This is a genomic window from Aeromicrobium sp. JP4, from assembly GCF_054957925.1.
This window is the reverse complement of record NZ_CM143290.1, coordinates 1093734-1120682: the sequence shown is the minus strand read 5'-3', so window position 1 is coordinate 1120682 and position 26949 is coordinate 1093734. Positions and strand designations below refer to the sequence as shown.

The 26949-nt window shown below is 71.5% G+C and carries 27 protein-coding genes and 1 tRNA gene; 22 read left to right on the top strand and 6 right to left on the bottom strand.

The annotated features are described in order from the left end of the window. Window positions 1–8 precede the first annotated feature (8 nt). The 16 genes from ACY1JX_RS05490 (at window position 9) to ACY1JX_RS05415 (ending at window position 14047) form a co-directional block, all read left to right on the top strand. Entirely contained in the window at window positions 9–1145 is a 1137-nt protein-coding gene (locus ACY1JX_RS05490; RefSeq protein WP_462565474.1) for a serine hydrolase domain-containing protein, read from the top strand. Window positions 1146–1167: 22 nt separating this feature from the next. Beyond that, on the top strand, window positions 1168–2412 hold the full coding sequence (locus ACY1JX_RS05485) for a glutamate-5-semialdehyde dehydrogenase (protein ID WP_462565473.1): 1245 nt from the start codon (window positions 1168–1170) through the stop codon (window positions 2410–2412). A 13-nt stretch (window positions 2413–2425) separates the two neighbouring features. Continuing rightward, window positions 2426–2575: a hypothetical protein gene (locus tag ACY1JX_RS05480; protein ID WP_286929548.1), complete on the top strand. Its 150-nt coding sequence runs from the start codon at window positions 2426–2428 to the stop codon at window positions 2573–2575. A 32-nt stretch (window positions 2576–2607) separates the two neighbouring features. Next, entirely contained in the window at window positions 2608–3204 is a 597-nt protein-coding gene (nadD, locus tag ACY1JX_RS05475) for a nicotinate-nucleotide adenylyltransferase (RefSeq protein WP_462565875.1), read from the top strand. Next, window positions 3201–3560, top strand: a complete 360-nt coding sequence (rsfS, locus tag ACY1JX_RS05470) for a ribosome silencing factor (RefSeq protein WP_181755200.1) — start codon at window positions 3201–3203, stop codon at window positions 3558–3560. The genes nadD and rsfS overlap by 4 nt, the downstream gene beginning before the upstream one ends. Beyond that, the gene (locus tag ACY1JX_RS05465) at window positions 3557–4264 is read left to right on the top strand and encodes a histidine phosphatase family protein (protein ID WP_462565472.1); all 708 of its coding nucleotides are present in this window, start codon (window positions 3557–3559) and stop codon (window positions 4262–4264) included. The genes rsfS and ACY1JX_RS05465 overlap by 4 nt, the downstream gene beginning before the upstream one ends. Window positions 4265–4283: 19 nt before the next feature. After that, window positions 4284–4356 (top strand) — tRNA-Ala (locus ACY1JX_RS05460). 62 nt (window positions 4357–4418) lie between these two features. Then, a complete protein-coding gene (locus ACY1JX_RS05455) occupies window positions 4419–5360 on the top strand; it encodes a quinone oxidoreductase family protein (protein ID WP_462565471.1) in 942 nt (313 codons plus the stop codon). 75 nt (window positions 5361–5435) lie between these two features. Beyond that, complete coding sequence (locus ACY1JX_RS05450) at window positions 5436–5984, top strand: DUF4956 domain-containing protein (protein WP_462565470.1); 549 nt, start codon at window positions 5436–5438, stop codon at window positions 5982–5984. Further along, window positions 5981–6736, top strand: a complete 756-nt coding sequence (locus ACY1JX_RS05445) for a polyphosphate polymerase domain-containing protein (protein WP_462565469.1) — start codon at window positions 5981–5983, stop codon at window positions 6734–6736. Before ACY1JX_RS05450 ends, ACY1JX_RS05445 begins: the two co-directional genes overlap by 4 nt. Next, on the top strand, window positions 6733–8355 hold the full coding sequence (locus tag ACY1JX_RS05440; RefSeq protein WP_462565468.1) for a carbohydrate-binding domain-containing protein: 1623 nt from the start codon (window positions 6733–6735) through the stop codon (window positions 8353–8355). Before ACY1JX_RS05445 ends, ACY1JX_RS05440 begins: the two co-directional genes overlap by 4 nt. Window positions 8356–8417: 62 nt before the next feature. Next, window positions 8418–11216, top strand: a complete 2799-nt coding sequence (locus tag ACY1JX_RS05435; protein WP_462565467.1) for an esterase-like activity of phytase family protein — start codon at window positions 8418–8420, stop codon at window positions 11214–11216. A gap of 7 nt (window positions 11217–11223) precedes the next feature. Beyond that, on the top strand, window positions 11224–11796 hold the full coding sequence (locus ACY1JX_RS05430; RefSeq protein ID WP_462565466.1) for a TetR/AcrR family transcriptional regulator: 573 nt from the start codon (window positions 11224–11226) through the stop codon (window positions 11794–11796). Between the two features lie 76 nt (window positions 11797–11872). Then, window positions 11873–13015 (top strand): ABC transporter permease, encoded by a 1143-nt coding sequence (locus ACY1JX_RS05425; protein ID WP_462565465.1) that lies wholly within the window; start codon window positions 11873–11875, stop codon window positions 13013–13015. Continuing rightward, the gene (locus ACY1JX_RS05420; protein WP_286929557.1) at window positions 13012–13725 is read left to right on the top strand and encodes an ABC transporter ATP-binding protein; all 714 of its coding nucleotides are present in this window, start codon (window positions 13012–13014) and stop codon (window positions 13723–13725) included. Before ACY1JX_RS05425 ends, ACY1JX_RS05420 begins: the two co-directional genes overlap by 4 nt. Next, a complete protein-coding gene (locus ACY1JX_RS05415; RefSeq protein WP_286929558.1) occupies window positions 13688–14047 on the top strand; it encodes a hypothetical protein in 360 nt (119 codons plus the stop codon). Before ACY1JX_RS05420 ends, ACY1JX_RS05415 begins: the two co-directional genes overlap by 38 nt. 7 nt (window positions 14048–14054) lie before the next feature. Here ACY1JX_RS05415 and ACY1JX_RS05410 read toward each other — a convergent pair whose 3' ends face one another. From ACY1JX_RS05410 to ACY1JX_RS05390, 5 genes are read right to left on the bottom strand one after another with little or no spacing between them, the layout of a single operon-like run. Next, window positions 14055–14624 carry a GNAT family N-acetyltransferase gene (locus tag ACY1JX_RS05410; protein WP_286929559.1) on the bottom strand — a complete coding sequence of 190 codons (570 nt, stop codon included), beginning with the start codon at window positions 14622–14624 and terminating at the stop codon, window positions 14055–14057. 13 nt (window positions 14625–14637) lie between these two features. Beyond that, window positions 14638–15990 (bottom strand): TrpB-like pyridoxal phosphate-dependent enzyme, encoded by a 1353-nt coding sequence (locus ACY1JX_RS05405; RefSeq protein WP_286929560.1) that lies wholly within the window; start codon window positions 15988–15990, stop codon window positions 14638–14640. Beyond that, window positions 15987–17177: an HNH endonuclease gene (locus tag ACY1JX_RS05400; RefSeq protein ID WP_462565464.1), complete on the bottom strand. Its 1191-nt coding sequence runs from the start codon at window positions 17175–17177 to the stop codon at window positions 15987–15989. The genes ACY1JX_RS05405 and ACY1JX_RS05400 overlap by 4 nt, the downstream gene beginning before the upstream one ends. Window positions 17178–17234: 57 nt before the next feature. Further along, entirely contained in the window at window positions 17235–18443 is a 1209-nt protein-coding gene (locus ACY1JX_RS05395) for an MFS transporter (protein ID WP_462565463.1), read from the bottom strand. 1 nt (window position 18444) lies between these two features. Beyond that, window positions 18445–20397 (bottom strand): M13 family metallopeptidase, encoded by a 1953-nt coding sequence (locus ACY1JX_RS05390; RefSeq protein ID WP_462565462.1) that lies wholly within the window; start codon window positions 20395–20397, stop codon window positions 18445–18447. Window positions 20398–20416: 19 nt separating this feature from the next. On the opposite strand from ACY1JX_RS05390, the gene ACY1JX_RS05385 reads away from it, so the two are divergent. From ACY1JX_RS05385 to ACY1JX_RS05365, 5 genes are all read left to right on the top strand, one after another. Continuing rightward, window positions 20417–21181, top strand: coding sequence for a siderophore-interacting protein (locus ACY1JX_RS05385; protein WP_462565461.1), 765 nt, complete (start codon window positions 20417–20419; stop codon window positions 21179–21181). A gap of 221 nt (window positions 21182–21402) precedes the next feature. Next, entirely contained in the window at window positions 21403–22824 is a 1422-nt protein-coding gene (locus ACY1JX_RS05380; protein ID WP_462565460.1) for an SDR family NAD(P)-dependent oxidoreductase, read from the top strand. 6 nt (window positions 22825–22830) lie between these two features. Then, window positions 22831–23304 carry an SRPBCC family protein gene (locus tag ACY1JX_RS05375; protein WP_181755217.1) on the top strand — a complete coding sequence of 158 codons (474 nt, stop codon included), beginning with the start codon at window positions 22831–22833 and terminating at the stop codon, window positions 23302–23304. 31 nt (window positions 23305–23335) lie between these two features. Continuing rightward, complete coding sequence (locus ACY1JX_RS05370) at window positions 23336–24277, top strand: threonine/serine dehydratase (RefSeq protein ID WP_462565459.1); 942 nt, start codon at window positions 23336–23338, stop codon at window positions 24275–24277. Between the two features lie 153 nt (window positions 24278–24430). Next, window positions 24431–25234: an alpha/beta hydrolase gene (locus tag ACY1JX_RS05365; RefSeq protein ID WP_462565458.1), complete on the top strand. Its 804-nt coding sequence runs from the start codon at window positions 24431–24433 to the stop codon at window positions 25232–25234. Window positions 25235–25237: 3 nt separating this feature from the next. Here the strand turns inward: ACY1JX_RS05365 and ACY1JX_RS05360 are convergent, their stop codons facing one another. Then, the gene (locus ACY1JX_RS05360) at window positions 25238–25864 is read right to left on the bottom strand and encodes a maleylpyruvate isomerase family mycothiol-dependent enzyme (protein WP_462565457.1); all 627 of its coding nucleotides are present in this window, start codon (window positions 25862–25864) and stop codon (window positions 25238–25240) included. Window positions 25865–25933: 69 nt separating this feature from the next. On the opposite strand from ACY1JX_RS05360, the gene ACY1JX_RS05355 reads away from it, so the two are divergent. Beyond that, complete coding sequence (locus tag ACY1JX_RS05355; protein WP_462565456.1) at window positions 25934–26941, top strand: NAD(P)-dependent alcohol dehydrogenase; 1008 nt, start codon at window positions 25934–25936, stop codon at window positions 26939–26941. The last annotated feature ends 8 nt before the right edge of the window (window positions 26942–26949 follow it).

The following is a 26949-nucleotide window of genomic DNA, read 5'->3' as shown; positions in this document are numbered from 1 at the left end:
AGAGAGACATGACCGTTCACGGAGACACCGACCCGCGATTCGACCGGCTGCGCGAGGTCTTCGCCGCCAATCTGGAGTCGGGTGAGGAGCTCGGTGCCGCGATCGCGGTCGACCTCGACGGCGAGACGCTCGTCGACGTGTGGGGTGGGCACGCCGACGTCGCCCGCACCCGCGCGTGGGAGCGGGACACGATCGTCAACGTCTGGTCGACCACCAAGGAGGTCACCGCGCTGGCGATGCTGACGCTGGTCGAGCGCGGACTCGTCGACGTGGACGAGCCCGTGGCCACCTACTGGCCCGAGTTCGCCAAGAACGGCAAGGAGCACGTGCTGGTGCGCCACGTCATGTCGCACACCTCGGGCGTCTCCGGCTGGGACCAGCCCTTCGTCGTGGAGGACATGTACGACCGCGAGGAGTCGACCGCGCGGCTGGCCGCGCAGGAGCCGTGGTGGGAGCCGGGCACGGCCTCGGGCTACCACGCCATGAACCAGGGCCACCTGCTCGGTGAGATCGTCCGGCGGGTGACCGGGCGGACCCTCACGCAGTACGTCGCCGAGGAGATCGCCGGCCCGCTCGGCACCGACCTGCAGATCGGCGCGCAGGAGCAGGACGACGACCGCGTCGCCGAGATCGTGCCGCCCCCGCCGCTGCCGATCGACTTCTCGCAGATCGATCTCGAGTCGCCGATGGCCCGCACGTTCATGGGGCCGATCGCGGACGCGGCCGCCGCGAACACCACCGCGTGGCGTCGCGCCGAGCTCGGCGCCCTGAACGCGCACACGAACGCGCGGGCGCTGGCCCGGACCTTCTCCGTGGTCTCGCGCGGGGGAGAGGTCGACGGGGTGCGGCTGCTCTCACCCGCGACCATCGACGTGATCTTCCGCGAGCAGTCGCGGAACGTTGACCTCGTGCTCGGCGTGCCGCTCCGGTTCGGCATCGGGTTCGCGCTGCCCGAGCCGGCGACCCTGCCCTACATCCCCGAGGGGAGGATCTGCTTCTGGGGCGGCTGGGGCGGATCCCTGACGGTGATGTTCCCGGACCGCGGCCTGACGATCTCCTACGTCATGAACAAGATGGCTCCGGGCATCATCGGCTCGGAGCGCTCCGCGGCCTACGTCAAGGAGATCCTCGCCGCGGTGGGGTGAGCGGTCGAACTAGACTCGCCGCATGGGTACCGAGGTCCGCGAGGCCGCTCTCCGCGCGCGTGACGCCGCGCGCGTGCTGGCACTCGCGACGCGCAAGGACAAGGACGCGGCACTGACCGCGATGGCCGAGGCGCTCGTCGCCGGCACCGACCGCATCGTCGCCGCGAACCGCGACGACGTGGCGGAGGCGAGGGCCGAGGGGACCCCGGAGAACGTGATCGACCGGCTGGCGCTCGACGCCGACCGCGTCGCCGCCTTCGCCCAGGGCGTGCGCGCCATCGCGGCACTGCCCGATCCGATCGGCGAGGTCGTGCGCGGCTCCACACTGCCGAACGGCCTGCAGCTGCAGCAGATCCGCGTCCCCATGGGCGTCATCGGGATGATCTACGAGGGTCGTCCCAACGTCACGGCCGACGCCGCCGCGATCTGCCTCAAGGCCGGCAGCGCGTCGCTGCTGCGCGGCTCCCGCTCGGCCCGCCGGTCGAACGCCGTGATCGTGGAGATCATGCGCGACGCCGTGGCCTCGGCGGGCCTGCCGGCCGACGCGATCCAGGCCATCAGCGCCGAGGACCGCAGCACGTCGACCGACCTGATGACCGCCCGCGGTCTCGTCGACCTGGTGATCCCGCGCGGGGGAGCCGGCCTGATCCGCACGGTCGTCGAGCAGTCCACCGTGCCGGTCATCGAGACCGGCACCGGCAACGTGCACGTCTACGTCGACGCCGAAGCCGACCTCGACATGGCGCTGGACATCGTCCTGAACTCCAAGACCCAGCGCAACAGCGTGTGCAACGCGGCCGAGTCGCTGCTCGTGCACCGTGCGGTGGCCGACGAGTTCCTGCCGCGCGTCGTGAAGGAGCTCCAGCACCGCGGCGTCTCGATCCACGGCGACGAGGCCTTCCGTGCGTTCGACGGCGTCGACGCGGCCACCGAGGACGACTACGCCACCGAGTACCTCGACGCCCAGATCTCGGCGCGGGTCGTCGACTCGGTCGACGAGGCGATCGACCACGTCCGCCGCTACAGCTCGGGCCACACCGAGGCCGTCGTCACGCGATCGCTGGAGGCTGCTCGCCGCTTCACGATGGGCGTCGACTCGGCGGCCGTCATGGTCAACGCGTCCACCCGGTTCACCGACGGCGGCGAGTTCGGATTCGGTGCCGAGATCGGCATCTCGACCCAGAAGCTGCACGCCCGCGGACCGATGGGACTGACCGAGATGACCACCACCACGTACGTGGTGACCGGCACGGGTCAGACGCGCTGATAGATTGTCGCCCATGCTCGATCTGATGCTGGCCGCCGAGGAAGCGGCCCACCACGGCGAGGCCGCCATCAACCCCTGGATCATCGGCGGCATCGCCCTCGGGATCCTGATGGTGCTGCTGCTCATCACCTTCCTCTTCGGATTGGGTCGCGAGCACACCTGAGCATGACCGACCGTCGCCGCCGCATCGGCGTGATGGGCGGCACGTTCGATCCCATCCACCACGGACACCTCGTTGCCGCCAGCGAGGTGCAGTCGTGGTTCGACCTCGACGAGGTCGTCTTCGTCCCCACGGGCCAGCCCTGGCAGAAGTCCGAGCGCCAGGTCTCGCCCACCGAGGACCGTTACCTCATGACCGTCATCGCCACGGCGGCCAACCCGCGGTTCACCGTGAGCCGGGTCGACATCGACCGCCCCGGCCTCACCTACACGATCGACACCCTGCGCGAGCTCGCCGCACGGTACCCCGACGACGACCTGTACTTCATCACCGGCGCCGACGCGATGGCCGCGATCCTGACCTGGCGCGACCACGCCGAGCTGTTCGAGCTGGCGCACTTCGTCGGCTGTACCCGTCCCGGGCACGAGATGGACGAGTCCACGCTCGAGGGACTGCCCAGGGAGCGGGTCACCCTGGTGGAGATCCCCGCCCTGGCGATCAGCTCCACCGACTGCCGCGCACGGGTGCACGGCGGCGAGCCGGTCTGGTACCTCGTGCCGGACGGCGTCGTCCAGTACATCGGCAAGCACCGCCTCTACCAACCCCACGACCCACCGAAGGACCCCTCATGACCGCCACCGATCGCGCGATCGAACTGACGCGGGCCGCTGCACTCGCCGCCGCCGACAAGCAGGCGGCCGACATCATCGCCTTCGACGTCTCGGAGCAGCTGGCCATCACCGACGTCTTCCTGCTGTGCTCTGCCGCGAACCAGCCGCAGATGAACGCCGTGAAGGACGAGATCGAGAAGAAGCTGCTCGAGATCGGCGCCAGGACCATCCGCCGCGAGGGTCAGCGCGAGTCGCGCTGGATCCTCATGGACTACGGCGACATCGTCGTGCACGTGCAGCACTCCGAGGAGCGCGCGTTCTACGCCCTCGAGCGGCTGTGGAGCGACTGCCCGACCATCGACCTGAAGCTGCCGTGAAGCCCGGTTCGAACCCGGGTCGCCGGGTCATCCTGTGGCGCCACGGGCGCACCGAGTGGAACGTCGCCGGCCGCGTCCAGGGCCAGACCGACATCCCGCTCGACGAGGTGGGGCGCCAGCAGGCCGAGGAGGCCGCCGCGCGCCTCGCGTCGCTGCAGCCCGCCCGCATCGTCAGCTCCGACCTGTCGCGCGCCGCGGACACCGCGCGGGCGCTCGCGGCACGTACCGGTCTGGAGGTCGAGCTCGACCCGCGGCTGCGCGAGCTGGCGTTCGGCGCCCGCGAGGGCCTGACGTGGCGCGAGTCGTGGGAGCGCTTCCCCACGGAGATGCAGGCCTGGGCCGACGGCGACGAGACCCGCATCGAGGGTGCCGAGACGCACGCCCAGGCGGGCGCCCGCCTCGACGAGGCCCTGCGCGAGCACATCGAGCAGCTGCCGCTCGGCGAGACGCTCGTCGTGGTCGCCCACGGTGCCGTCCTGCGCACCGGCGCGCTCACCTTCCTCGGGATCGCCGAGCAGTCGTGGCGCCAGTTCGGCGGCCTGTCGAACTGCCACTGGTCGGTGCTGCAGGAGGCCCGGTGGGAGGACATGTCGCAGTGGCGGCTGGCGGAATGGAACTCCGGATCGCTGCCCGAGCCGGTCATGTCCGACGACGAGGCGGACGAACCCGACCCCGGTTTGGGGAAGTCGGGGGCGAGCAGGTAATCTTGTCGAGGTTGTTAGCGGGGCATTGGCGCAGTTGGTAGCGCGCTTCCATGGCATGGAAGAGGTCAGGAGTTCGAATCTCCTATGCTCCACCGGACAGAGGCCGACCCGCCGGGTCGGCCTCTTCTCATGTCCAGTGCGACAGACTTGCCCCATGGCGCGCTACGTGACGTACTCGCAGACCGGCGGACCCGAGGTCCTCGAGCTGCACGAAGGCCCTGAGCCCACCCCCGGCGAAGGCACGGTGGTCGTCGAGGTACGGGCCGCGGGCGTGAATCCGATCGACATCAAGCTGCGGGCGGGCATCCGGCCGTCGCCGCCGTTCGACGAGCCGCGCCGAGCAGGCTTCGACGGCGCGGGCGTCATCTCGGCCGTCGGGCCGGGCGTCGACGGCTGCGGCGTCGGTGACGCCGTGGTCGTGCAGAACACGCAGGGCACCTACGCGACCCACGTCGTGGCGTCCCCGGGGAACCTCACCGCTCTGCCCTCCGGCGTGGACTTCGAGGTCGCCGCCGCGCTGGGCGTGCCGGTCTCCACGGCCTACCAGGTGCTGCGGTCGCTCGGCGTCGAGACGGGCGACCGGCTGCTCCTGCACGGCGGTTCCGGAAGCGTCGGCCAGGCCGTCATCCAGCTGGCGCGCTCCTTCGGGGCCGAGATCGTCGCTACGGCGGGGGAGCGCAACCACGAGCGCCTGCGCGAACTGGGCGCCGTGCCGGTCGCCTACGGCGAGGGTCTGCTGGACCGGCTGCGGGAGGCCGCGCCCGAGGGCTTCACGGTCTCGCTCGACTGCGCCGGCACCGAGGAGGCGCTCGCGACGAGCATGGAGCTGGTCGACCACACGCGGATCGGCACGATCGTGCAGGGCGCGCAGTACCACGAGCTCGGCCTGCAGGCCTGGTCCGGCGGCTCGCCCGAGCCGCTGACCCCCGAGCAGCAGGGATGGCGCGACGAGGCTGTCGCGGCCGTGCTGCCTCTCGTCGCCGCCGGCGCGTTCGAGGTCGAGATCGGGCGGGTCATGCCGCTGGACGACGTCGTCGAGGCGCACCGGATCAGCGAGCGTGGGGCCGTGCGGGGAAAGATCGTCCTCGTCCCCTGAGTCGTCCCCGGCGTCCACAGCCGGCCCACAAGCGAGCCACACCGACCGCTGACGCTGCGTTGGTGTGCTGTTCACATGAACTCGTACCTGGGCTACGCAGCCGATCTCGTCGCCATCACCGTGATGGTCTTCGTCCTGTTCCTGCCGCGCGGCGGCCGTCGCGAGCTGGTGGTGGCCTACCTCGCGGTCAACGTCGGCGTCCTCGCCGTCGCCGCCGTGCTGTCCTCGAGTGGCGTGAGTGCCGGACTCGGTCTCGGGATCTTCGGCGTGCTGTCGATCATCCGGCTGCGCTCGGAGGAGCTCTCGCAGCGCGAGGTCGCCTACTACTTCGTCGCTCTGGCACTCGGCCTGCTGGGAGGACTGGCCCCGGCCGACTCCTGGCTCGCGCCGGGTCTGATGGTGGCGCTGCTGGCGGTGCTGTGGATCGGTGACCACCAGCGGCTCGCGGGTGGTGGTGGCGGTCAGGAGCTCGTCATCGACCGGGCGATCACCGACCCGTCGGAGCTGGCCTCCCACCTCACCGTCCTCCTGGGCGCCGAGCCGGGGAAGATCGAGGTGCGCCGGACCGATCTCGTCAACGACACGACGACGCTCGTCGTTCGTGGCCTGGGCGGCTCCCGATGACCCTCGTGGCCCAGCGGCTGGAGCCGGTCGGGCTCGCCGAGCTGGTGCAGGACGCGGCGCTGCTGACGCGTGTCGACCGCAAGTACCTCGTGCCGGCCGATGCCGTGGAGGAACTGCTGGAGGACGCTCCCGCCGGCACGCGCGAGCTGGAGATCGACGGTCTCCGGACGTTCGCCTACCGCTCGACGTACCTCGACACCCCGGACCTGGCCGCCTACCACCTGGCCGGCCGCGGCCGGCGCCGCCGGTTCAAGGTCCGGTCGCGCGCCTACGAGGACACGGGTACCTGCTGGCTCGAGGTGAAGGTGCCCGGTCCACGAGGCACGACCGCCAAGGAGCGGATCGAGCACCCCGATCCGGGACGGGTGCCGCTCGGGCTCGAGGCCCGGACGTTCGTCGACGCGGCCCTGGCGCGAGGCGGAGTCACCGGCGTGCGCGCCGCCGATCTGGAGCCCGTGGTCGTGACCTCGTACCGCCGGCGAACGCTGCTGCTGCCCGACGGGAGCCGCGTGACGATCGACCTCGACCTCGGGTGGACCGACGAACGCGCGTGTCGCGGGACTCGCCTCCACCGGCCCGGCCTGGCGATCGTCGAGACCAAGAGCCGCTCCAGCCCGTCGGCGTTCGACCGGCTGCTCTGGCGTCGCGGGCACCGACCCACCACCCTCTCGAAGTTCGCGGTCGGTCTGGCCGCGCTCGACCCCGACCTGCCGCCCCTGAAGTGGGCGCGAACCCTCAAGGAGATCCGATGACCACCCCGAACTGGAAGCGTCGCGTCGCGGCGTCCACCGCCGCCGCCGGACTGCTGCTGCTCGCTGCCTGCGGAGGTGGTGACGAGGCGTCGCAGGACGTGACGACCGGGGCCGTGACGGCCCAGCAGGCCCTCGCCGACAACGTCGCCCCGCACGCGAACCGCGACGACGCCGAGGACGCCGCGCAGTACGACGCGGCGAGCGCGATCAGCATCACGCTGGCCGACGGCGCGTCCACGACGTCGGACGACGCTGCTGTGGCGATTGACGGCGACACCGTGACGATCGGCGCGGCGGGGACGTACGTCCTCACGGGCTCGCTCGACGACGGCCAGGTCGTGGTCGCCAGTGAGGGCGACGGTGAGGTGAAGCTGGTGCTCGACGGCGTCGGCATCACCTCGGAGGCCGACTCGCCGCTGGTGGTCACGCAGGCGGATGAGACGACCGTCGTCCTCGCCGAGGGGTCGCAGAACACGCTCGCCGACGGCGCGGACTCCGCGGCCGACGACGAGGAGGAGGACGCCGCGAACGCGACGCTGTGGTCCTCGGACGACCTCACGATCGCGGGTGACGGCGCGTTGACCGTGACCTCACAGGCAGCCGACGGGATCACGGCCAAGGACGGCCTCGTCGTGCTGGGTGGCGAGATCAGTGTCGAGGCTGGCGACGACGGCATCCGCGGCAAGGACTACCTGGCACTCGACGGTGGGAGGATCTCGATCACGGCCGGGGGCGACGGGCTGAAGTCCGACGACGACACCGACGCGGGCACGGGGTACGTCCTGCTCGACGGTGCCGCGGTGACCGCGGACGTCGGCGACGACGGGGTCTCGGCCACCACGGACGTGCTGGTGGCATCGGGCTCGCTGGACGTCACCGCGACGGCGCCGTCGACCGAGGAGGACCCCTCGCCGAAGGGCCTCAACGCAGGCGCGGTGGTCGCGATCTCCGGCGGTGACGTCGTCGTCGACGAGTCCGAGGAGGCCGTCCAGGGCACGGTCGTCAGCATCACCGACGGCACGGTGGACCTCACGGCGACCGACGACGGGATCAATGCGTCCAGCGGATCGGGAGAGTCGATGGCGGCCGAGGACGGGGTCGAGCTGGTGATCTCGGGTGGCACGGTCACGGTCGACGCCGAGGGCGACGGTCTGGACTCCAACGGGACGACCACGATCACCGGTGGAACCGTCGTCGTCGACGGTCCCACTCGGGACGGCAACGGCGCGCTCGACGCCGCAGGGGGCACCGTCGTCCAAGGTGGCTCCCTGCTCGCGGTCGGCAGCGGTGGGATGGCCGAGGCCCCGACGGAGAGCTCGAAGCAGGGTTGGCTGCAGGCGAGTCTGGGCACTGCAGCGGCCGGCGCGACGGTCACCGTGCTCGACGCGGACGGAAACGAGGTCGCGACGCACACGCTGGCGAAGGCCGCCGGGAACCTCCTGGTCGCCGGCGACGACATCGAGACCGGCGCGTCCTACACGGTGCAGGTCGACGGCGAGGAGGTCGCCTCCGTCACCGCCGGCGAGAGCACCGGGGGCGGGATGCAGGGCGGACGCGGCGGGGGAGGTCCCGAGGGCGGGCCCGGCGGCGACATGGCGCCGCCTGAGCGTCAACGCTGAGTTCACGCGACGTTCAGCCGGGGGCGGCCCGGCGTTGGCGCGAGGCCGACACAGTGACGCCCGTGTCACGTTCCCTCGCAGCCCTCGCCGGCGCCGCCGTGCTGGCCACGGCCCTCCCGCTCCTGTCCACCTCGGTCGCCGACGCGGCCCCCGAGAAGTCGTTCCACCGCCTCGCGACCTACCCGGTGTTCCAGAACGTGCCCCCGGGCACGCCGGCCTCGGCCGAGACCGTCGCCGAGATCTCCGCGGTGTCCGACGACGGCAGGACGCTCGTCTACACCGACGCCCTCGGCAAGCGCATCGGCTTCCTCGACATCAGCGACCCCTCGAACCCGCGCGGTGACGGCTCGCTGTCACTGGAGGAGCTCGGCGACGCCGACGACCAGCCCACCTCGGTGAGCATCGTCGGGAAGTACGTCCTGGTCGTCGTGGACACCTCGGCGTCCTTCACCGAGCCGAGCGGCCGCCTGGACGTCGTGCGGCTGTCCGACGGCGTCCGCGTCCGGAGCATCGACCTGGCCGGTCAGCCCGACTCGATCGCCCTCGACGCCAAGAAGTCCGTCGCGGCCATCGCGATCGAGAACCAGCGCGACGAGGACTTCACCCCCGCCGGCCGCGCGAAGGGCGACCTGCCGCAGGCCCCGGGCGGCTTCGTGCAGCTGCTCGACCTCGAGGGCGGCCCCGCCGACTGGAGCCTGCGCCGCGTCGACCTCGACGCGGACACGCTGGCGGCGGCCGGGATCGCCGAGCCGACCGACCCCGAGCCCGAGTACGTCTCGATCAACGGCAAGGGCACGCTCGCCGTGACCCTGCAGGAGAACAACGGGATCGTCCTGATCGACACCGCCACCGGCGAGGTCACGAAGGCCTTCAGTGCGGGCTCGGTCGACCTCACGGGCATCGACGCGAAGAAGGACGGAAAGATCTCGCTGACCGACTCGCTGCCGTCGGTCGTGCGTGAGCCCGACGCGATCGCGTGGATCGACGACGACCACCTGGCCACCGCGAACGAGGGCGACTGGAAGGGCGGGAGCCGTGGCTGGACCGTGTTCGACACCGATGGCGACGTCGTGTGGGACGCCGGCAACACCTTCGAGCGCCTCGCCGTGAAGCACGGCCTGTACAACGACGATCGCGCCGCGAAGAAGGGCTCCGAGCCCGAGGGCCTGGCGGTCGCCGAGTTCGACGGCACCAAGTACGCCTTCGTCGGCTCCGAGCGCAGCAACTTCGTCGCCGTCTACGACATGCGCGACCCTGCGAAGCCGGAGTTCGTCCAGGTGATGCCGACGACCAACGGACCCGAGGGCCTGCTGCCGATCCCGTCGCGCGGCCTGTTCGCCGTCTCCAGCGAGACCGATGACGCGAGCGTCTCCGTGCGCGCCACGGTCGGGCTCTACGCATGGAAGCCCGGGAAGGCGACCTTCCCGTCGATCGTCTCCGAGGACAAGGGCGGCGACCCGATCGGCTGGCAGGCGCTCGGCGCGCTGACCGCCGATCCCACCGACGCGAGCACGCTGTGGACCGCCGCCGACACGGTGGTCAAGAACGGCACCCTCTACCGGGTCGACGTCTCCGCCTCCCCGGCGCGCATCACCGACACGGTGGCCGTGACCGAGGGCGGGGCGCCCGCGCCGCTCGACATCGAGGGCCTGTTCAAGCGTCCGCAGGGCGGCTTCTGGCTGGCCTCGGAGGGCGCCACCGGCCCCGCGAACGTGCTCGTGCGCACCGACGACGCCGGCGCGGTGCAGGAGCGCGTGAGCCTGCCCGCCGACATCACGGCCAAGCTCGGCAAGTGGGGCCTCGAGGGCGTCACCGCCACGACCGACGCCGCCGGGGAGCACGTCTGGTTCGCCCTCCAGCGCCCGCTCACGGGTGAGGACGTCGCGCGGATCGGCCGCTACGACGTCGCGGACCAGAGCTTCCACTGGTTCGGCTACGAGCTCGAGAACCCGCTGCGCGGCAGTGGCGACTGGGTCGGCCTGTCCGAGATCACGGCGATCGACGCCGACACGTTCGCGGTCATCGAGCGCGACAAGCTGAACGGCCCGGCTGCGCGCAACAAGCGCATCTACACCGTGACGATCCCGAAGGACTCCGCCGAGGAGTTGCCGATCCTGGACAAGCGCCTCGCGATCGACGTCCTCCCGCACCTGCGGGAGACACAGGGCTGGACGCAGGAGAAGCTCGAGGGCTTCACGATCGCGGCGGACGGCCAGCTGTACGGCGTCACCGACAACGACGGGCTCAAGGACGCCACGGGCGAGACCGTGTTCCTGCGGCTCGGAAAGGCGGCCGACGCGTTCAAGCAGGAGGTCGCCACGACGACGGGCCTGCGACTCTCGGCCTCGCGGGCCGAGTACGCGCAGCGGATCACCGCGACGGTCTCGGTCGGGGGAGCGCCTGCGGGCGCGGTCGAGCTGCGCGACGGCGCGAAGGTCGTCGCTCGCGCCAAGGTCGCCGGTGGCAAGGCCACCGTCACGCTGCCGAGGCTTGCGGTCGGGCGCCACAGCCTGACGGCACGGTTCACCGGGTCTGCGCTGGCGGCGGCCTCGACCAGCACGCCGGTGGCCGTCACCGTCGTGAAGACCTCGAGCCGCACCTCCCTCGCGGTCAAGCGAGCGGTGAAGCGCTTGAAGCCCGTCAAGGTGGTCGCGACGGTCCGCGCGGCGGGTCACCAGCCCACCGGCAAGGTGCGCTTCATGGCGGGCTCGAAGGTCCTGAAGACGGTGCGGCTGACGAACGGCAAGGCCGTTGCGACGGTGAAGCTCCGCTCCAGCCAGCGGATCCGCGCGGTCTACCTCGGCTCGGCCCAGACGAAGGGCTCGACTTCGGCACGAACCGCGGTCACCGTCAGGCCATAATGGGCTGATGCCCAAGATCTCCGCGCCCACGGTCGGCGCGCACCGCGAGGCGCAACGCGCCGCGCTGGTGCGCGCCGCCGAGGACGTCCTGCGGGAGGACGGCATCGCGGGGATCAAGCCGGGCACCGTCACCGAGCGCGCCGGGATGTCGCGGTCGAGCTTCTACGACTACTTCCCGTCGAAGGACGACCTGCTCGTCGCCGTGGCGATCGAGGCGTTCGACCGGTGGAACCGGGGCCTCGACGAGTCGATGGCGCAGGTCGAGCCGGGCCTCCCGCGCCTGCGCGCCCTCGTCGACGCCACGATGCGGATGACCGCAGACGGCCACCATGGCCTCGCCGGTGCGCTCCGCCAGGCCGATCTCTCGCCGACGCGCTTCGACGACCTCATGGTCCTGCACGACGCGCTCATGCGGCCGGTCGCCGAGGTCCTTGCGGAGCTCGGGATCCCGGACCGCTTCGTCCATCTCGTCCAGGGTGCGCTCGGGTCGGGGGTCCAGCTCATCGAGCACGGCGCCGATGCCGGGACGACCGCCGACGACGTGTTCGCGATGCTCACGACGGGACTGCCCCGGGACTGACGCGTTGGGAGCGTCTGACACACTGTCGGTATCTTCCCGACACAGTGTCGGGACGTTCTGACCCCGAGGGATGTGCATGTTCCTAGCGCTGCGCGAGCTGCGGTTCGCCCGTGGCCGATTCGCCCTGATGGGTGCGGTGATCTCGCTGATCTCCGTGCTCGTCGTCCTGCTCTCCGGACTGTCCACCGGACTCGTCAACGACGGCGTCTCCGGGCTGAAGGCCATGCCGGTCACCGCGTTCGCCTTCGACGAGGGGACGATGAAGGACAACGCGTTCAGCCGCTCGATCATCGAGCCCGACCAGCTCGCCCCGTGGCGTGACGCCGACGGCGTCGAGGCCGCCGAGCCGCTGGGTGTGAGCATCGTCAACAGCACGACCGATGCGGGGAAGCAGGTCGACCTCACGCTCTTCGGCGTCGACCCGGACGGCTTCCTGGCTCCGGCCACGTCGAGCGGTGACGGCATCGCCGGCGTGAACGGGATCGTCGTGTCCGAGACGCTCGCCGACGACGGGGTCGAGATCGGCACCGTCGTGACGCTCGACCGGATCGACGTGGAGCTGACCGTCGTCGGCTTCACCGAGGGCCAGGCCACCTTCGGCCACGTCGACGTGGCGTACCTGCCGCTGGAGACCTGGCAGCTCATCGCCTCGAACTCCGTGCAGCCCGGCCCGCCCACGCAGGCCACCACCGCCGCCGCGGACTACCCCCTGTTCAGCGCCATCGCCGTGCAGGCGCAGGACGGCGCGGAGGTCGACCTCGCCGCAGCCGACCGCGCCGCCGGGACGACGAGCATGACGCTCACCGAGTCGTTCAACGCCTCGCCGGGCTACGAGGCCGAGACGATGACCCTCAGCATGATCCAGGTCTTCCTCTACGTGATCTGCGCGCTCGTCGTGGGCGCCTTCTTCACCGTCTGGACGATCCAGCGCGCCGGCGACCTCGCCGTGCTGCGAGCGATGGGCGCGTCCAGCCGCTACCTGCTGCGCGACAGCCTCGCTCAGGCGACCGTCGTCCTTCTGGTCTTCACCGGCATCGGAGTCGCGGCCGGAGTCGCGATGGGCGCCGTCATGCCGGACACCATGCCGTTCGAGCTCGAGGCCGGACCGATCGCCGTCGCTTCCGCGCTGACCATCGTGCTGGGTCTGCTCGGCGCCGCCGTCTCCGTCCTGCGCATCACCCGGATCGATCCACTCGCCGCGCTGGGAGGCCGTCGATGAACACCCACACCCCCGCCCTGGAGATCGTCGACGCCACCTTGGAGCTTGGCGACGGCGACTCGCGCGTCCGCGCCCTCGACGCGGTCTCGCTGACCGTGCAGCCCGGTGAGTTCGTCGCGATCGTCGGCCCGTCGGGCTCGGGCAAGTCCTCGCTGCTGGCCGTTGCGGGTGCGCTGTCCCACCCGGACTCGGGCTCGGTCCGCGTCCACGGCACCGATCTGGCCACCCTCTCGAAGGGCGCCGCCGCGCGCTTCCGGCTGGCGCACGTCGGCTTCGTCTTCCAGTCGGGCAACCTGCTGCCCGCGCTCACGGCCGCCGACCAGGTGCGGCTGGCGGGTCGGCTCGCCGGAAGCCGCCGGGTCGACCCGACGGCCGTGCTCGACGCGGTGGGCATGGCCCATCGCGCGAAGCACCGCCCGGGCCACCTGTCCGGCGGCGAGCGCCAGCGCGTGGGCATCGCTCGTGCCCTGGTGAACGATCCGAGCCTCCTGCTGGTCGACGAGCCCACGGCGGCGCTCGACCGGCGCCGCAGTCACGAGGTCGTGCAGCTGCTCGCCGATCGCGCTCGCGACGCGAACGTCGCCGTGGTCATGGTGACCCACGACCACGACGTCCTCGAGCACTGCGACCGAGTGCTGGAGATGGTCGACGGATCTCTGACAGGGTTGGCGCATGCTGCCCGAAGGATGGATCCCGCACCGCCGCGCTGACGGCGAGGTGGTCGGGTGGATCGAGCTCGACGGTGACGACATCGCCGCGTTCGACCTCCTCGGCCGCCGCGCCACGCCCCCGGGCGTCGACTGGCACGAGGCCGAGCAGGCGCTCGACGAGCGGGGCATCGGCTACCTGGCCGACCAGTACACGCTGACGACGCCCGAGGGCGATCACCTGACCGTGCGCATCGGTGAGGCCACGACCGAGCAGGTCACGGTCGTGGAGGACGAGTTCGGCGGCGCTTCAGTGATCGGTGCCGATCCCGCGACCCACGTCCTCCCGTTCCCCGTGCCGGAGGACGTGCTGCGGACTCGCTGATCCCGTCTCAGGACAGGCTGAGCCGCATCAGCACCCGCGGGAACCGGTTGAGCACGGAGTCCGTGTCGGCGGCCTTGGTGAAGCCGGCTCGCTCGAACAACGCGCGCGTGCCGACGTAGGCCATCGTCAGGTCGACCTTGGCCCCGTCGTTGTCGACGGGGTAGGCCTCCACGGCCGGCGCCCCCTGGGAACGGGCATACTCCACGGCGCCCTCGATGAGGTGGTGCGCGATGCCCTGTCCCCGGTGCCCGGGACGCACGCGCATACACCACAGGCTCCAGACGCCGAGGTCGTCGACGTGGGGGATCTTGCGGTTCGTCGCGAACGAGGTGTCCGCACGCGGGTGGATCGCGGCCCAGCCGACCACCTCGTCACCGTCGTACGCCAGGACGCCGGGCGGGCCCTGCTGCATCAGCTCGCGGACGTACTCGCCGCGCGCCTCGCGGTGCAGCTCACGGTTGACCTTCCCCGGGACGCGATAGCTGAGGCACCAGCACGACTCGGCATCGGGCCGCTTGGGCCCCACCATCGTGCGGACGTCGTCGAACTTCGTGGCCGGACGAACCTCGATCGTCATGCGTCGAATGACATCAGATGACGGGGACGTTGGCCAGCGCCGCCTGCAGGTCCGCGTCCGACAGCGGATCGTCCTCGAGGCGACCGTTGAGGTACGAGTCGTAGGCGCCCAGCTCGAGCAGGCCGTGGCCCGACAGGCCCACGACGATGACAGGCTCGGTGCCCTGCTCCGTGGCCTCCAGCGCGCCACGGCGCGCCTGGGCCAGCGCGTGGGACGACTCTGGCGCGGGCACGATGCCCTCGGTGCGCGCGAACTCGACCGCGCTGTCGAAGCACTCGCTCTGGTGCAGCGCCACCGCCTCGACGAGTCCTTCGTGCACGGCATGGGAGACCAGCGGCGCCATCGCGTGATAGCGCAGGCCACCGGCGTGGATCGGCGAGGGCACGAAGTCGTGGCCGAGCGTGTACATCTTCATCAGCGGGGTCATGCCACCCGTGTCGCCGAAGTCGTACCGGTACTCGCCGCGGGTCAGGGTCGGGCACGAGGACGGCTCGACGGCCAGGATCCGCGGGGACTGGTTCCCGGCCAGCTTCTCGCGCAGGAACGGGAAGGTGAGGCCGGCGAAGTTCGAGCCGCCGCCGGCGCAGCCGATCACCAGGTCGGCACCGGACTCGCCGGCCATGGCGAGCTGCTTGAGCGCCTCCTCACCGATGATCGTCTGGTGCAGCAGCACGTGGTTGAGGACCGAGCCCAGCGCGTACTTGATGGTCTCGTCCTGGGCGGCGACCTCGACGGCCTCGCTGATCGCGATGCCGAGCGAGCCGGTGTGGTCCTCGGGCAGGGAGCGCCCGAACTCCGTCAGGCGGCTGGGGGAGCGGTGGACCTTGCCGCCGAAGACCTCGATCAGCGTGCGGCGCTGCGGCTTGGTGTCGAACGAGGCGCCGACCTGCCAGACCTCGCACTCGAGCCCGAACAGCGAGCAGGCATAGGCCAGCGCGGTGCCCCACTGACCGGCTCCGGTCTCGGTGGTCAGTCGCTTGATGCCGTGGATCGCGTTGTAGTAGACCTGCGGCACGGACGTGTTGGTCTTGTGCGAGCCGGCCGGCGAGACGCCCTCGTACTTGTAGTAGATCCGGGCGGACGTGCCGAGGGCCTTCTCCCAGCGACGGGCGCGCACGAGCGGCGACGGCCGGTACTGGCGGTACACGTCGCGGACCGGCTCGGGGATCTCGACGAAGCGCTCGGAGGTGACCTCCTGCGCGATCAGCTCGGGCGGGAACAGCGCGGCGAGGTCGTCGGGGCCGACCGGCTGGTGCGTTCCGGGGTGCAGCGGCGGAGGCGGCGGCGTGGGGAAGTCCGGGACGATGTTGTACCAGTGCGTAGGCATGTCGGACTCGGAGAGCACGAACCTGATCTGATCGGTCACGCGGCGAGCCTAGTGGCGCGATAGACCACGGGAGCACCCCGCAGGTAGGACTCGGCGAACTGCACCGGGGGCCTGAGGTGGCGCCGGTCGAGGTGGTCGTGGGACTTCATGTTGTGGTGCCGGCGGCACAGCGATCTCAGGTTCTCGGCGGAGGTGGTGCCGCCGCGGTCGTACGCCAGCTCGTGGTCGAGGTCGGTTTCCCTGATGTCGGCCTGACATCCGGCGACCCGACAGGTGCCGTCGCGCCAGCGCAGTGCCTCGCGCAGTGAGTCGCTGGGCTGGTAGCCGAGCTTCGTGGTGTCCATGACGTTCCCGAGCGGGTCGAGCACGAGCCGGCGCAGGAGAGTGTGCTCGCTGGTGACGAGCTCGCGCGCCCACTGCGCGGGGACCGGCTCGCGGTCGCCGCGGGTGAATCCGGCGCCGGTGGTGAGGCCGATCAGGTCGGTGGCGTCGATCGTGATGGCGACCTCGGCCCGGATGTCGGTGGAGGTGCCCTCGCTGCACGTGAGCCAGTGGGCGACGAGGTCGGCCTGCTTCTGGTCGCGGGTGCGACGGTCGCGCTCGCCGGTCTCGGGGTCGATCTTGGGTAGCGCCTTGGCCGCGGCACGCAGGCGGTTGCCCACGGCGACGGCGACGCCGGTGGGCAGCAGTGCGCTGAGCCAGGAGGTGCCGTCGTCGTTGTGGGAGATCTCGACCTGGCGCTGCTCGGTGGCGCGAGCCGCCTCGTCCTCGAACTGCTCGGGCTCGAGCCGGGCCCGCAGCCGCTTCAGCCAACTGCGCAGCTCACCCGGCGTGTGCTCGGCCGCGTATCCGACGGCCGTCTGGTCGAGGGCCTCGATCGCCTCGGGGGAGCGGAGCTTCGCCACGGTGTCGGCGATGAGGCCGACGCGGCGCGCATCGAGCACGCCGTCGCGGAACGCGTCCCAGACGGCGGGAGTGCGGTCGCGGACCTCCTCGCCCTGCACGACGATCCGCCAGACCGAGTTCTCGGTGATGCCGAGCAGCTGAGCGATCTCGAGCGCGATCCCGCGCCGCGCGAGCTCCTTGCCGAGCGGCACCTCGTCACCGGAGTCGATCCTGCGGATCTCCCGCTCACGATGCGTGAGCACGAGGTTCCACTCCGCGAACTCCGCCCGTGCCCGCGCACGCCGCACCTCGATGAAGGCGTCTGCTGCGGGCGAGGTCATGTCGACCAGTCTAGAACGGGTGTTCGACAAACGGGCCGAAAATGTTGGGCCTTCTCGTCAGGTGAGACTGCGGGCCGGCGGTCGCGAGGCCATCAGGATCGCCGCGACGACCGGCAGCGTCAGCAGGGCCGCCACGCCGCTCAGCGCACCGAAGCTCCACAGCGCCACCACCACGCCGGCCACGAGTCCACCGGCCGCGCCGGCGAGGTTCATCGTCAGGTCGCTGAACCCCTGGACAAGAGGCCTGACCTCGGCGTCGACGCTGCGCGTGAGCAGGGCGGCGCCCGCGATGACCGACATCGACCAGCCGACGCCCAGCAGCACCAGGCCGACCGTGATCTGCACGTTGGACTCCCCGGCCGTGCCGGCGATGCCGCACGCGAGGATCAGTACCGCCTGGCCCATCAGGATCGTGGGCTCGGCACCCCAGCGGTCGGTCATCCAGCCGAAGAGGGGCGAGAGGGCGAACATGCCCGCGATGTGCAGGCTGATGGTGAAGCCGATGATCGACAGCGAGGCGCCGTGGCCCGACATGTGCACCGGGGTGAGCGCCATGACCGCCACCATGACCGCGTGCGACAGGGCCACCGAGGCGATCGCGACGGCGGTGGTGCCGCGGACGTGGGGGAGTGCGGCGGCGATCCGCGGCGGGGGCGGGGCGGCGGCGTCGCGACGGTCGAGCGGATCGGGTCGCAGCAGCAACCACGTCAGCAGCCCGGCGCCCGTGAACGCGACGGCGGAGAACACCTGCGGACCGGCGAGCTCGGGGATGCCGAGGGCGCGGGCCACGGAGGCACCCGGACCCGTGAGGTTCGGGCCGGCCACCGATCCGATGGTGGTGGCCCACACGACGAGCGAGATCGAGCGGCCCACGGCTGCGGGCTCGGCACGATCGGCGGCGGCGAACCTCGACTGGAGGTTGGCCGCCGTGCTGGAGCCGAACAGCAGAAACCCGAGCAGCAGCAGCGGCAGCGAGGCCAGCTCGGCACCGATGACGACCGTGACGGCACCCAGGGCACCACCCAGCCAGCCGGCCGTCAGCGCGGGCCGGCGCCCACGGTGCACCGCAAAGTTCGACAGCGGAATGGTGAAGCCGGCGGCGCCCAGCGTCATCGCGACGACGGAGAGACCGGCCCAGCCGGCCGAGCCCGTGACGTCCTCGATCAGCAGGGCACCGACCGCGAGCCCGGCACCGTTGCCGATGCCGCCGACCACCTGGGCGAGGGCCAGCGTGCCGACGGTGCGGCGCTGCGCGGGCCAGGTCACCTCAGGCCCAGATCGTGACGCGCTCGGCCGGGTCGAGCCACAGGGCGTCGTCCGGCGTCACGTCGAAGGCCTCGTAGAAGGCGTCGATGTTGCTGACGACCTGGTTGCAGCGGAACTCCGGCGGCGAGTGCGGGTCGACCGTGAGGCGGCGGATCGTCTCGGCCGGGCGCACCTTGCCCTGCCACGCGCGCGCCCACGCCAGGAAGAAGCGCTGGTCGGGGGTGAGCCCGTCGATGGGCTCCGCGGGCTTGTCCTGCTGCGCCAGCCGGAACGCGAGGTGGGCGATGCCCAGGCCGCCGAGGTCGCCGATGTTCTCGCCGATCGTGAGCGCGCCGTTGACCGTCTGGCCGTCGGCGTTCTCGGGGCTGAGGTCGTCGTACTGCGCGATGATCCGCGCGGCGAGGGCGTCGAAGGCCGCGCGGTCCTCGTCGGTCCACCAGTTGCTCAGCGCGCCGGTGCCGTCGTACTGCGAGCCCTGGTCGTCGAAGCCGTGGCCGATCTCGTGGCCGATGACCGAGCCGATCGCGCCGTAGTTCACCGCGTCGTCGGCCTGCGCGTCGAAGAACGGCGGCTGCAGGATGGCGGCGGGGAAGACGATCTCGTTCATCGTCGGGTTGTAGTAGGCGTTGACCGTCTGCGGCGTCATGTACCACTCGTCGCGGTCGATCGGCTGGCCGATCTTGGCCAGCTCGCGGTCCATCGCCACCGACTGCGCCCGGCGGGCGTTGCCGACCAGGTCGGTCGGGTCGGTCTCGAGCGCCTCGTAGTCCTTGAAGCTCTCGGGGTGCCCGATCTTCGGGGTGAACGCGTCCAGCTTGGCCAGGGCGCGCTGCTTGGTCTCGTCGCTCATCCAGGGCAGCTCGCGGATGCTGATCCGGTAGGCCTCGAGCAGGTTCGCGATGAGCTCCTCCATGCGCGACTTCGCCTCGGCGGGGTACTCGGTGCGGACGTAGATCTTGCCGACGGCCTCGCCCATCGAGCCCTCGACGAAGCCGATGGCACGCTTCCACCGCGGGCGCAGCTCGTCGGTGCCCTGGAGGGTCTTGCCGTAGAACGCGAAGTTCTCCTCGACGAAGTCGTCGGACAGGAACGGCGCCGCGCCGTGCACCAGCTGCCAGCGCAGCCAGTCCTGCCACGCGGGCAGGACGTCGTCGGAGAGGAGGGTCTGGAGGCCCTCGAGGTAGGACGGCTGCGAGACGACCGCCTCGGCCAGCACGGCCTGCTCGATGCCGGCCGCCTCGGCCCAGGCGCGCCAGTCGAACGCGGGCGTCAGCGCGCCGAGCTCATCGAGGGTCTTGAGGTTGTAGGTCTTCTGGGCGTCGCGCACGGCGACGCGGTCCCAGTGGTGCGACGCGATGCGGGTCTCGAGATCGAGCACGCGGTCGGCGCGCTCGCTGGCGTCGGAGAGGCCGGCGAGCTCGAGCATCGTGGCGATGTGGTCGCGGTAGGCATCGCGGACGTCGGCGAACTGCTCGTCGCGGTAGTACGACTCGTCGGGCAGCCCGATGCCGGCCTGCACGACGTGCGTGACGTAGCGGTCGGGGTTCCCACGGTCGGGGGCGATGTAGAGGCCGATGATGCTGTTGACGCCCTCGCGCTCCAGCGTGCCGAGGGTGCGGACCAGTGAGGGCACCGAGTCGATCGCGTCGATGCGGGCGAGGTCGTCGGCCAGCGGTGCGGCGCCGAGCTGCTCGATGCGCTCGGTGTCCATGAAGCTGGCGAAGAGGTCGCCGATCTTGCGCTGCTCGTCGTCCTGCGGCTTGGCGGCGGCCTTCTCGACGATCGAGCGGACCAGGATCTCGGCCTCGTCGACCAGATCGACGAACCCTCCCGCGGTGGCCCGGTCGGGCTTGATCGGCGTCTCGCGCAGCCACGGCCCGTTCACGTGTCGGAACAAGTCGTCCTGGGGGCGGATCTGGGAGTCGAAGGTCGATGGATCGAGGCCGTTGGTCACGCGGTTTAGGCTACACAGCGTGGCTCAGAAGACCGAGGTTGAACTGATCGTTCGTCGCACCGAGGACCTGGCGCCGCGACTGCGCCGCGTGGTGCTCGGCGGTCCCGCGTTCGAGGAGTACCTCGCGCACCACCTGGAGTCGACCGACACCTACGTCAAGCTCGTCTTCGCCGATGGTGACGACACGGTGCTGCGCACCTACACGGTGCGGTGGGTCGACGCCGCGGCCGGCGAGCTCGCGATCGACTTCGTCACGCACGGCACCGAGGGCCTGGCCGGCCCGTGGGCGCTGCGCGCCAAGCCCGGGGACACGCTGCGGTTCCGCGGCCCCGGTGGTGCCTACCGACCCAGCCCCGACGCCGACCACCACCTCTTCGTGGGCGACGAGGCGGCGCTGCCGGCGATCGCCGCGTCGATCGAGGCGCTCGAGCCCGATGCCGCCGCTACGGCCTTCATCGAGGTCGACGGACCCGGGCACGAGATCGACCTGCCCAGCCCGGCGAGCGTCGACGTGAACTGGCTGTACCGCGACGGCGACGCGCCCGGCTCCACCACGCTGCTCGACCAGGCGGTGCGCGCGTGGGCGTGGCCCGAGGGTCGGGTGCAGGCCTTCGTGCACGGGGAGTCGGCGCTGCTGAAGTCCGTGCGGCCCTACCTGATGGACGGGCGCGTGGCCCGCCCCGACATCTCCGTCTCGGCCTACTGGCGCTGCGGCGAGACCGAGGAGGGCTTCCGCGCCTGGAAGAAGCAGCAGCAGGACGCGGTCATCCGCCCCGGCGCCTGAGCATGGTCTCGATACGCCCCTCGCTGCGCTCGTGAGCTACTCGACCAACGGCTCCGTGGCCGTGGTCTCGATACGCCCCTCGCTGCGCTCGTGAGCTACTCGACCACCGGCTCCGTGCCCATGGTCTCGATATGGCCCTCGGCCGCCGGTGATCGAGTGCCGGCGAGCGCAGCGAGACGGTGTACCGAGATCCCGTGACGCCTCACCGGTAGCCTCGACGGGTGACCGAATTGCGCAACGTGGCCGTGATCCTCGCCGGTGGCACCGGGACCCGGGTGGGTCTGGCCATCCCGAAGCAGCTCATCAAGATCGCCGGCAAGACGATCCTCGAGCACACGATCTCCGTGTTCCAGGCCGCCGACTCGGTCGACGAGATCATCATCCTGATGGCGCAGGGCCACCTCGATCCGGTGCACGCAATCGTCCGCGACGGCGCGTACCCGAAGGTCACGCAGGTCCTCGAGGGCGGCTCGACCCGCAACGAGACCACCAGCCTGGCGCTGAAGGCGCTCGGCGAGGACGAGTGCAACGTCCTCTTCCACGACGCCGTCCGCCCGCTCGTGTCGCAGAAGATCATCACCGACGTCGTCGAGGCGCTCGGCACGTACGAGGCCGTCGACACGGCGATCCCGTCGGCCGACACCGTGGTGCAGGTGCACGACGAGCGCTCCGGCGACCTCGACACGATCTCCGACGTGCTGCGCCGCGACCTGCTGCGCCGCGGCCAGACCCCGCAGGCGTTCCGCGCGTCGATCATCCGCGACGCCTACGAGAAGGCCTGGCAGGACCCCGACTTCACCGCCACCGACGATTGCACCGTCGTGCTGCGCTACCGCCCCGACGTGCCGATCGCGGTCGTCCAGGGGCACGAGCGGAACATGAAGGTCACCGAGCCGATCGACGTCTACATCGCCGACAAGCTCTTCCAGCTGGCCTCGGCCGAGACGCCGGAGGAGCTCGACGACGAGGGGTACCGGGCCGCGCTCGAGGGCAAGACGATGGTCGTGTTCGGCGGCTCCTACGGGATCGGCGGCGACATCGCGAAGCTGGCCGAGTCGTACGGCGCCCAGGTGTTCGCGTTCTCGCGCTCGTCCACGGGCACGCACGTCGACCGCCGTGAGGACGTCGCCGAGGCGGCCCGTGAGGTCATCGAGAAGGCCGGGCGCGTCGACTACGTCGTGAACACCGCGGGCGTCCTGCCGATCGGCGACCTCGCGGACACGTCGGAGGAGACGATCTGGGCCGCCACCGAGATCAACTACCTCGCGCCGATCTTCATCGCGCAGGAGTTCCGGCCGCTGCTGGCCGACTCGAACGGCTCGCTGCTGCTCTTCACGTCCTCGTCGTACACGCGCGGCCGCAAGGGCTACTCGCTGTACTCGTCGGCGAAGGCCGCCACCGTGAATCTCACCCAGGCGCTGGCCGACGAGTGGGCCGGCGAGGTGCGCGTGAACTGCGTGAATCCCGAGCGCACCGGCACCCCGATGCGCACCAAGGCGTTCGGCGAGGAGCCCGAGGGCACGCTGCTGTCGTCGGAGGAGGTCGCCCGCCGCTCGCTCGACGTGCTGGTCGCCTCCATGACCGGCCATGTCATCGACATCCGTCGCGAGGCCGGACCGGCGGCCATCGGCGGGGGTCACTGAGGCTCGATGCCCCAGGTCACGGCGGAGGCGTGGGTCCCGGTCCCGCCCGACACGGCGTTCGCGGTCTCACAGACCACGGGCGCCGTCCGGATGCGCTGGGACCCGTTCATCCGTGAGCAGCACCTGATCGACGCCGACCGTCCTGCGAAGGGCGTGCGCACGCACACGCGCGCCCGAGTCGGACCGCGGATGGTCTCGGAGTACGTCTCGTACCGCCCACCGACCTCGGTGGGCATGACGATGGTGACCGGCCCCTGGTTCTTCGCGTCGTTCGGCGGCGGCTGGCGGTTCGTGCCCGACGTCCGGGACGGGCGCGACGGCACGCGCGCCGTCTGGAAGTACACCTACTCGGTGCGCCCGTCGTGGCTGCGCTTCGTGGCTGAGCCGATCGGCCAATGGCTGCTGGGTCGCGAGATCCGCGCGAGGATCGCGGCGTGGGCGCGCGCGTGCGAGGACCCCGTCGTCCTCGACTCCCTCTGATCGCCTCGTGGCCGGTCGCGATACTGGACCGGTGACGGTCACCAGGCAGGACGTGCAGGCAGCAGCGGAGCGCATCGAGGGCCGCGTGCGGCGCACGCCGTTGTGGCGGGCGTCCGCCGACGGTTCGCTGTGGCTGAAGCTCGAGCAACTCCAGCACTGCGGTGTGTTCAAGACGCGCGGGGCGTTCAACCGGCAGCTCGCCGGCGTCGAGGCAGGGGAGATCACCGAGGCCGGCATCGTCGTTGCCTCGGGCGGGAACGCCGGGCTGGCGCAGGCCTTCGCGGCCCGCGAGCTGGGCCTCAAGGCCACCGTCTTCGTGCCCGAGTCGGCGCCCCAGGTGAAGGTCGACCGCATCGCCGCGTACGGGGCCGAGGTGCGGCGGGTCGGCAGTGAGTTCGCCGAGGCGTACCGGGCGTCCGTCGACTTCGCGGAGCAGTCGGGGGCCGTGCTCGCGCACGCCTACGACCAGGTCGAGGTCGCGGCGGGTGCCGGGACGCTGGCCGAGGAGATCCTCGAGGACGAGCCGTCGATCGACACGATCGTCGTCGCGGTCGGGGGCGGCGGGCTGTTCGCCGGCGTCGCGGCCTCGGCGCGCGGCCGGGCCCGGGTGGTCGCGGTCGAGCCCGAGCTGTGCCCCACGCTGCACCGCGCGATGGAGGCCGGCGGGCCGGTCGACGTGTCCGTCTCGGGAGTGGCGTCCGACTCGCTGGGCGCGCGCCGCCTCGGCGACCTCGCGTTCGCGGCGGTCGAGGCCGAGGCGCCGGTTCCGGTCATGGTCACCGACGACGAGATCGTCGCGGCCCGGTCGGCGCTGTGGGACGAGTTCCGCGTGCCGTCCGAGCACGGCGCCGCCGCGGCCTACGCGGCGCTGCACTCCGGGCGGTACGTGCCGCGGCCCGGCGAGCGCGTCGCGGTCGTGGTGTGCGGCGCGAACACCGACACGGCCACCCTGGCCTCGCGACCCGCGCACTGACCCGGCCGTCCGAACGATGGGTCGATTCGGCCCACATATGGGCCTCAGCGACTCAACTTTCCGTCCGGTTCCCCAGCTGTTCGGTCGCGCGGTTGCCCCTGCCGGGTCCGGCCGCGAGCATGAGGGATGACCTCGCCGCTGAGCAGGAGGCTGATGGTGGTCCTTCTCGTGACGCTGCTGATCGTCGGGACGGGGGTGCTCGCCGTGTGGTTCCTGCAGCGCCAGCTGATTTACTTCCCCGACTCCGAGCCGGTGCCGTCGGCCGCGGAGGTCGTCGACGGCGCTCGTGACGTCACCCTCCGCACGGAGGACGGGCTCGACCTCGGAGCCTGGTTCGTCCCGGCGGCGGAGGCGACGGACACAGGCCTGGCGGTCCTCGTCGCTCCGGGCAACGGTGGGAACCGGCTGAGCCGTGCCGAGTTCGCGAAGGAGCTGAGCCGTCGGGGGCTCGCGGTCCTGCTGATGGACTACCGCGGCTACGGCGGCAACCCGGGCCGGCCGAGCGAGTCGGGGCTCGCCGCCGACGCGGACGCCGCCGCGGCTGCGCTGGAGGAGCTCGGCTACCCGCCCGAGCGGACCATCCACTTCGGCGAGTCGCTCGGCACCGGCGTCGTGGCGGCGCTCCAGGCCAGGAGGCCTCCGGCGGGCGTGGTGCTTCGGTCGCCGTTCACGGAGCTCGCCGACGTCGGGGCGCACCACTATCCCTGGCTGCCGGTGCGCCTGCTGCTGCGTGACCGGTTCCCGGTGAGCGAGCACCTGGCGGACAGCGACGTCCCCGTCACGGTGATCTACGGGAACCGCGACTCGATCGTCCCCACCGCGCTCAGCGAGCAGGTCGCGGACGAGGCGCCGGCGCTGTTCGAGCGCGTCGTGCTGACGGCCGACCACAACGACTCCGTCATGTTCGGAGCGCCCGTCGCCGACGCGGTTCTGCGCCTGGCGAACGAGGTCGGGTGACGGTCAGCCGAGCGCCGCGGTCAGCGGCTCCAGCCCCGGGCCCTCGAGGTCGTCGAGCGCGATCGTCCGTCCCGTCAGCACGAGCAGGAGGGACAGCGCCAGGCCACGCACCTCGAGGCCGTCGCCGATCGCGACGTCCGAGTCCGTCGCCGTGAGGCGCGCGTGCGTGAGGAGCTCCTTCCCGCCACCGAACGACCGTGGTGTGCGGGCCTGGAGGCGGATCGCCCGCTCGACGGCCTCGAGCGGGTAGGTGTGCGCGATGCCGAGCGGCCGCCGGATGTCCTCGCCGTGGACGATCGCCTCCACGAGCCGGCTGTCGAGCGGTGCCGGCGGCGTGGTCGTGCGCCGGGCGACGGAGCGGAGCGCTTGGAAGGTCTCCGCGGGAGTCGCGCCGCGGTGTCGCTGGACACCCCGATCGTTCTGGCGGTCGAAGTCGAACCGTGCCCGCGCGAGTCCGGCGACGAAGCCGACGCGCGTGGTGAGCGCCGTGTCCACCAGGTGCGCGACGACGTCGTGCACCGTCCACGCGGCGCACAGCGACGGGGTGTCCCACGCGGCGGCGGGCAGCTGCTCCAGATCGGCGATCAGCGCATCGCGCTCGGCGTGGACGATCGGCCAGACGTCGGTCATGCGCACTCCCATGGGTCGGAACCGGTTGGCGCTCAGACTACGGACCCGCCGTCCACTACCGTGCCGAGCATGAGAGCCGTCCTGCAGACCCACTACGGGTCCGTCGACGACCTGCAGGTGGGGGAGATCGCTCGCCCGGAGCCCGCTGACGACGAGGTGCTGGTCCGGGTGCGGGCCGCGTCGGTGCACCCGGACGTGTGGCACGTCGTGGCCGGGCAGCCCGCCGTGCTGCGACTCATGGGCTCCGGGGTCCGGCGTCCGCGCCAGCAGGTGCCGGGCACCGACGTCGCGGGCGTGGTCGAGTCCGTGGGCCGTGAGGTCACCCGGTTCCAGCCCGGCGACGAGGTGTTCGGCGAGACGATCCGCGGCGTGCAGTGGCGCAACGGCGGCGCCTGGGCCGAGTTCGCGACCGCGCCCGAGGTGGGGCTCGCGCACCAGCCCTCCGGTGTCACGTTCGAGGAGGCCTCCGCGGTGCCGACGGCCGGCCTCATCGCCCTCAACAACCTCCCGCAGCGGTGGGTGCCGGCGGGGTCGCGGGTGCTGGTCAACGGGGCCGGCGGGGGAGTGGGCGCGATCGCGGTGCAGCTCGCCAAGGCCTACGGCGCAGAGGTCACGGCCGTCGAGCACACGAGCAAGCTCGACCTGGTCCGCTCGCTCGGCGCCGACCGCGTGATCGACTACACCGCCGAGGACTTCACCCGCAGCGGCGACCGCTGGGACGTCATCTTCGACGTGCCGGGCAACCATCCGTTCCGGGAGGTGCGCCGCGTGCTCGACCCGCATGGTCGCTACCTCCTCATCGGCCACGACGCGTTCGGTGCGGGCGGACACCACTGGCTCGGCGGCATCCCGCTCCAGCTCGGGCTCATGGCGCGCTCCGCGGTCAACCCCCAGCTGCGCGGCCCGTCGTTCGCCTCCCCGGACAAGCGCGAGCTGATGGGCACGCTGACGCAGCTCATGGAGACGGGGCAGCTGCGCGTGGTGGTCGACCGCACGTTCCCGCTCGAGCAGGCGCCCGACGCGCTGCGCCACCTCATGTCGGGGCGGGCGCTGGGGCGGGTCGTCGTCCGTCCGTGAGCCTGTCT

What these genes read in the sequence shown, in the direction of transcription:
- ACY1JX_RS05490 (WP_462565474.1), top strand. Translation starts at nt 9, where the DNA reads ATGACCGTTCACGGAGACACCGACCCGCGATTCGACCGGCTGCGCGAG.
- ACY1JX_RS05485 (WP_462565473.1), top strand. Translation starts at nt 1,168, where the DNA reads ATGGGTACCGAGGTCCGCGAGGCCGCTCTCCGCGCGCGTGACGCCGCG.
- ACY1JX_RS05480 (WP_286929548.1), top strand. Translation starts at nt 2,426, where the DNA reads ATGCTCGATCTGATGCTGGCCGCCGAGGAAGCGGCCCACCACGGCGAG.
- nadD (WP_462565875.1), top strand. Translation starts at nt 2,608, where the DNA reads ATGGGCGGCACGTTCGATCCCATCCACCACGGACACCTCGTTGCCGCC.
- rsfS (WP_181755200.1), top strand. Translation starts at nt 3,201, where the DNA reads ATGACCGCCACCGATCGCGCGATCGAACTGACGCGGGCCGCTGCACTC.
- ACY1JX_RS05455 (WP_462565471.1), top strand. Translation starts at nt 4,419, where the DNA reads ATGGCGCGCTACGTGACGTACTCGCAGACCGGCGGACCCGAGGTCCTC.
- ACY1JX_RS05450 (WP_462565470.1), top strand. Translation starts at nt 5,436, where the DNA reads ATGAACTCGTACCTGGGCTACGCAGCCGATCTCGTCGCCATCACCGTG.
- ACY1JX_RS05445 (WP_462565469.1), top strand. Translation starts at nt 5,981, where the DNA reads ATGACCCTCGTGGCCCAGCGGCTGGAGCCGGTCGGGCTCGCCGAGCTG.
- ACY1JX_RS05440 (WP_462565468.1), top strand. Translation starts at nt 6,733, where the DNA reads ATGACCACCCCGAACTGGAAGCGTCGCGTCGCGGCGTCCACCGCCGCC.
- ACY1JX_RS05430 (WP_462565466.1), top strand. Translation starts at nt 11,224, where the DNA reads ATGCCCAAGATCTCCGCGCCCACGGTCGGCGCGCACCGCGAGGCGCAA.
- ACY1JX_RS05425 (WP_462565465.1), top strand. Translation starts at nt 11,873, where the DNA reads ATGTTCCTAGCGCTGCGCGAGCTGCGGTTCGCCCGTGGCCGATTCGCC.
- ACY1JX_RS05420 (WP_286929557.1), top strand. Translation starts at nt 13,012, where the DNA reads ATGAACACCCACACCCCCGCCCTGGAGATCGTCGACGCCACCTTGGAG.
- ACY1JX_RS05415 (WP_286929558.1), top strand. Translation starts at nt 13,688, where the DNA reads ATGCTGCCCGAAGGATGGATCCCGCACCGCCGCGCTGACGGCGAGGTG.
- ACY1JX_RS05410 (WP_286929559.1), bottom strand. Translation starts at nt 14,624, where the DNA reads ATGACGATCGAGGTTCGTCCGGCCACGAAGTTCGACGACGTCCGCACG.
- ACY1JX_RS05400 (WP_462565464.1), bottom strand. Translation starts at nt 17,177, where the DNA reads ATGACCTCGCCCGCAGCAGACGCCTTCATCGAGGTGCGGCGTGCGCGG.
- ACY1JX_RS05375 (WP_181755217.1), top strand. Translation starts at nt 22,831, where the DNA reads ATGCCCCAGGTCACGGCGGAGGCGTGGGTCCCGGTCCCGCCCGACACG.
- ACY1JX_RS05365 (WP_462565458.1), top strand. Translation starts at nt 24,431, where the DNA reads ATGGTGGTCCTTCTCGTGACGCTGCTGATCGTCGGGACGGGGGTGCTC.
- ACY1JX_RS05360 (WP_462565457.1), bottom strand. Translation starts at nt 25,864, where the DNA reads ATGACCGACGTCTGGCCGATCGTCCACGCCGAGCGCGATGCGCTGATC.
- ACY1JX_RS05355 (WP_462565456.1), top strand. Translation starts at nt 25,934, where the DNA reads ATGAGAGCCGTCCTGCAGACCCACTACGGGTCCGTCGACGACCTGCAG.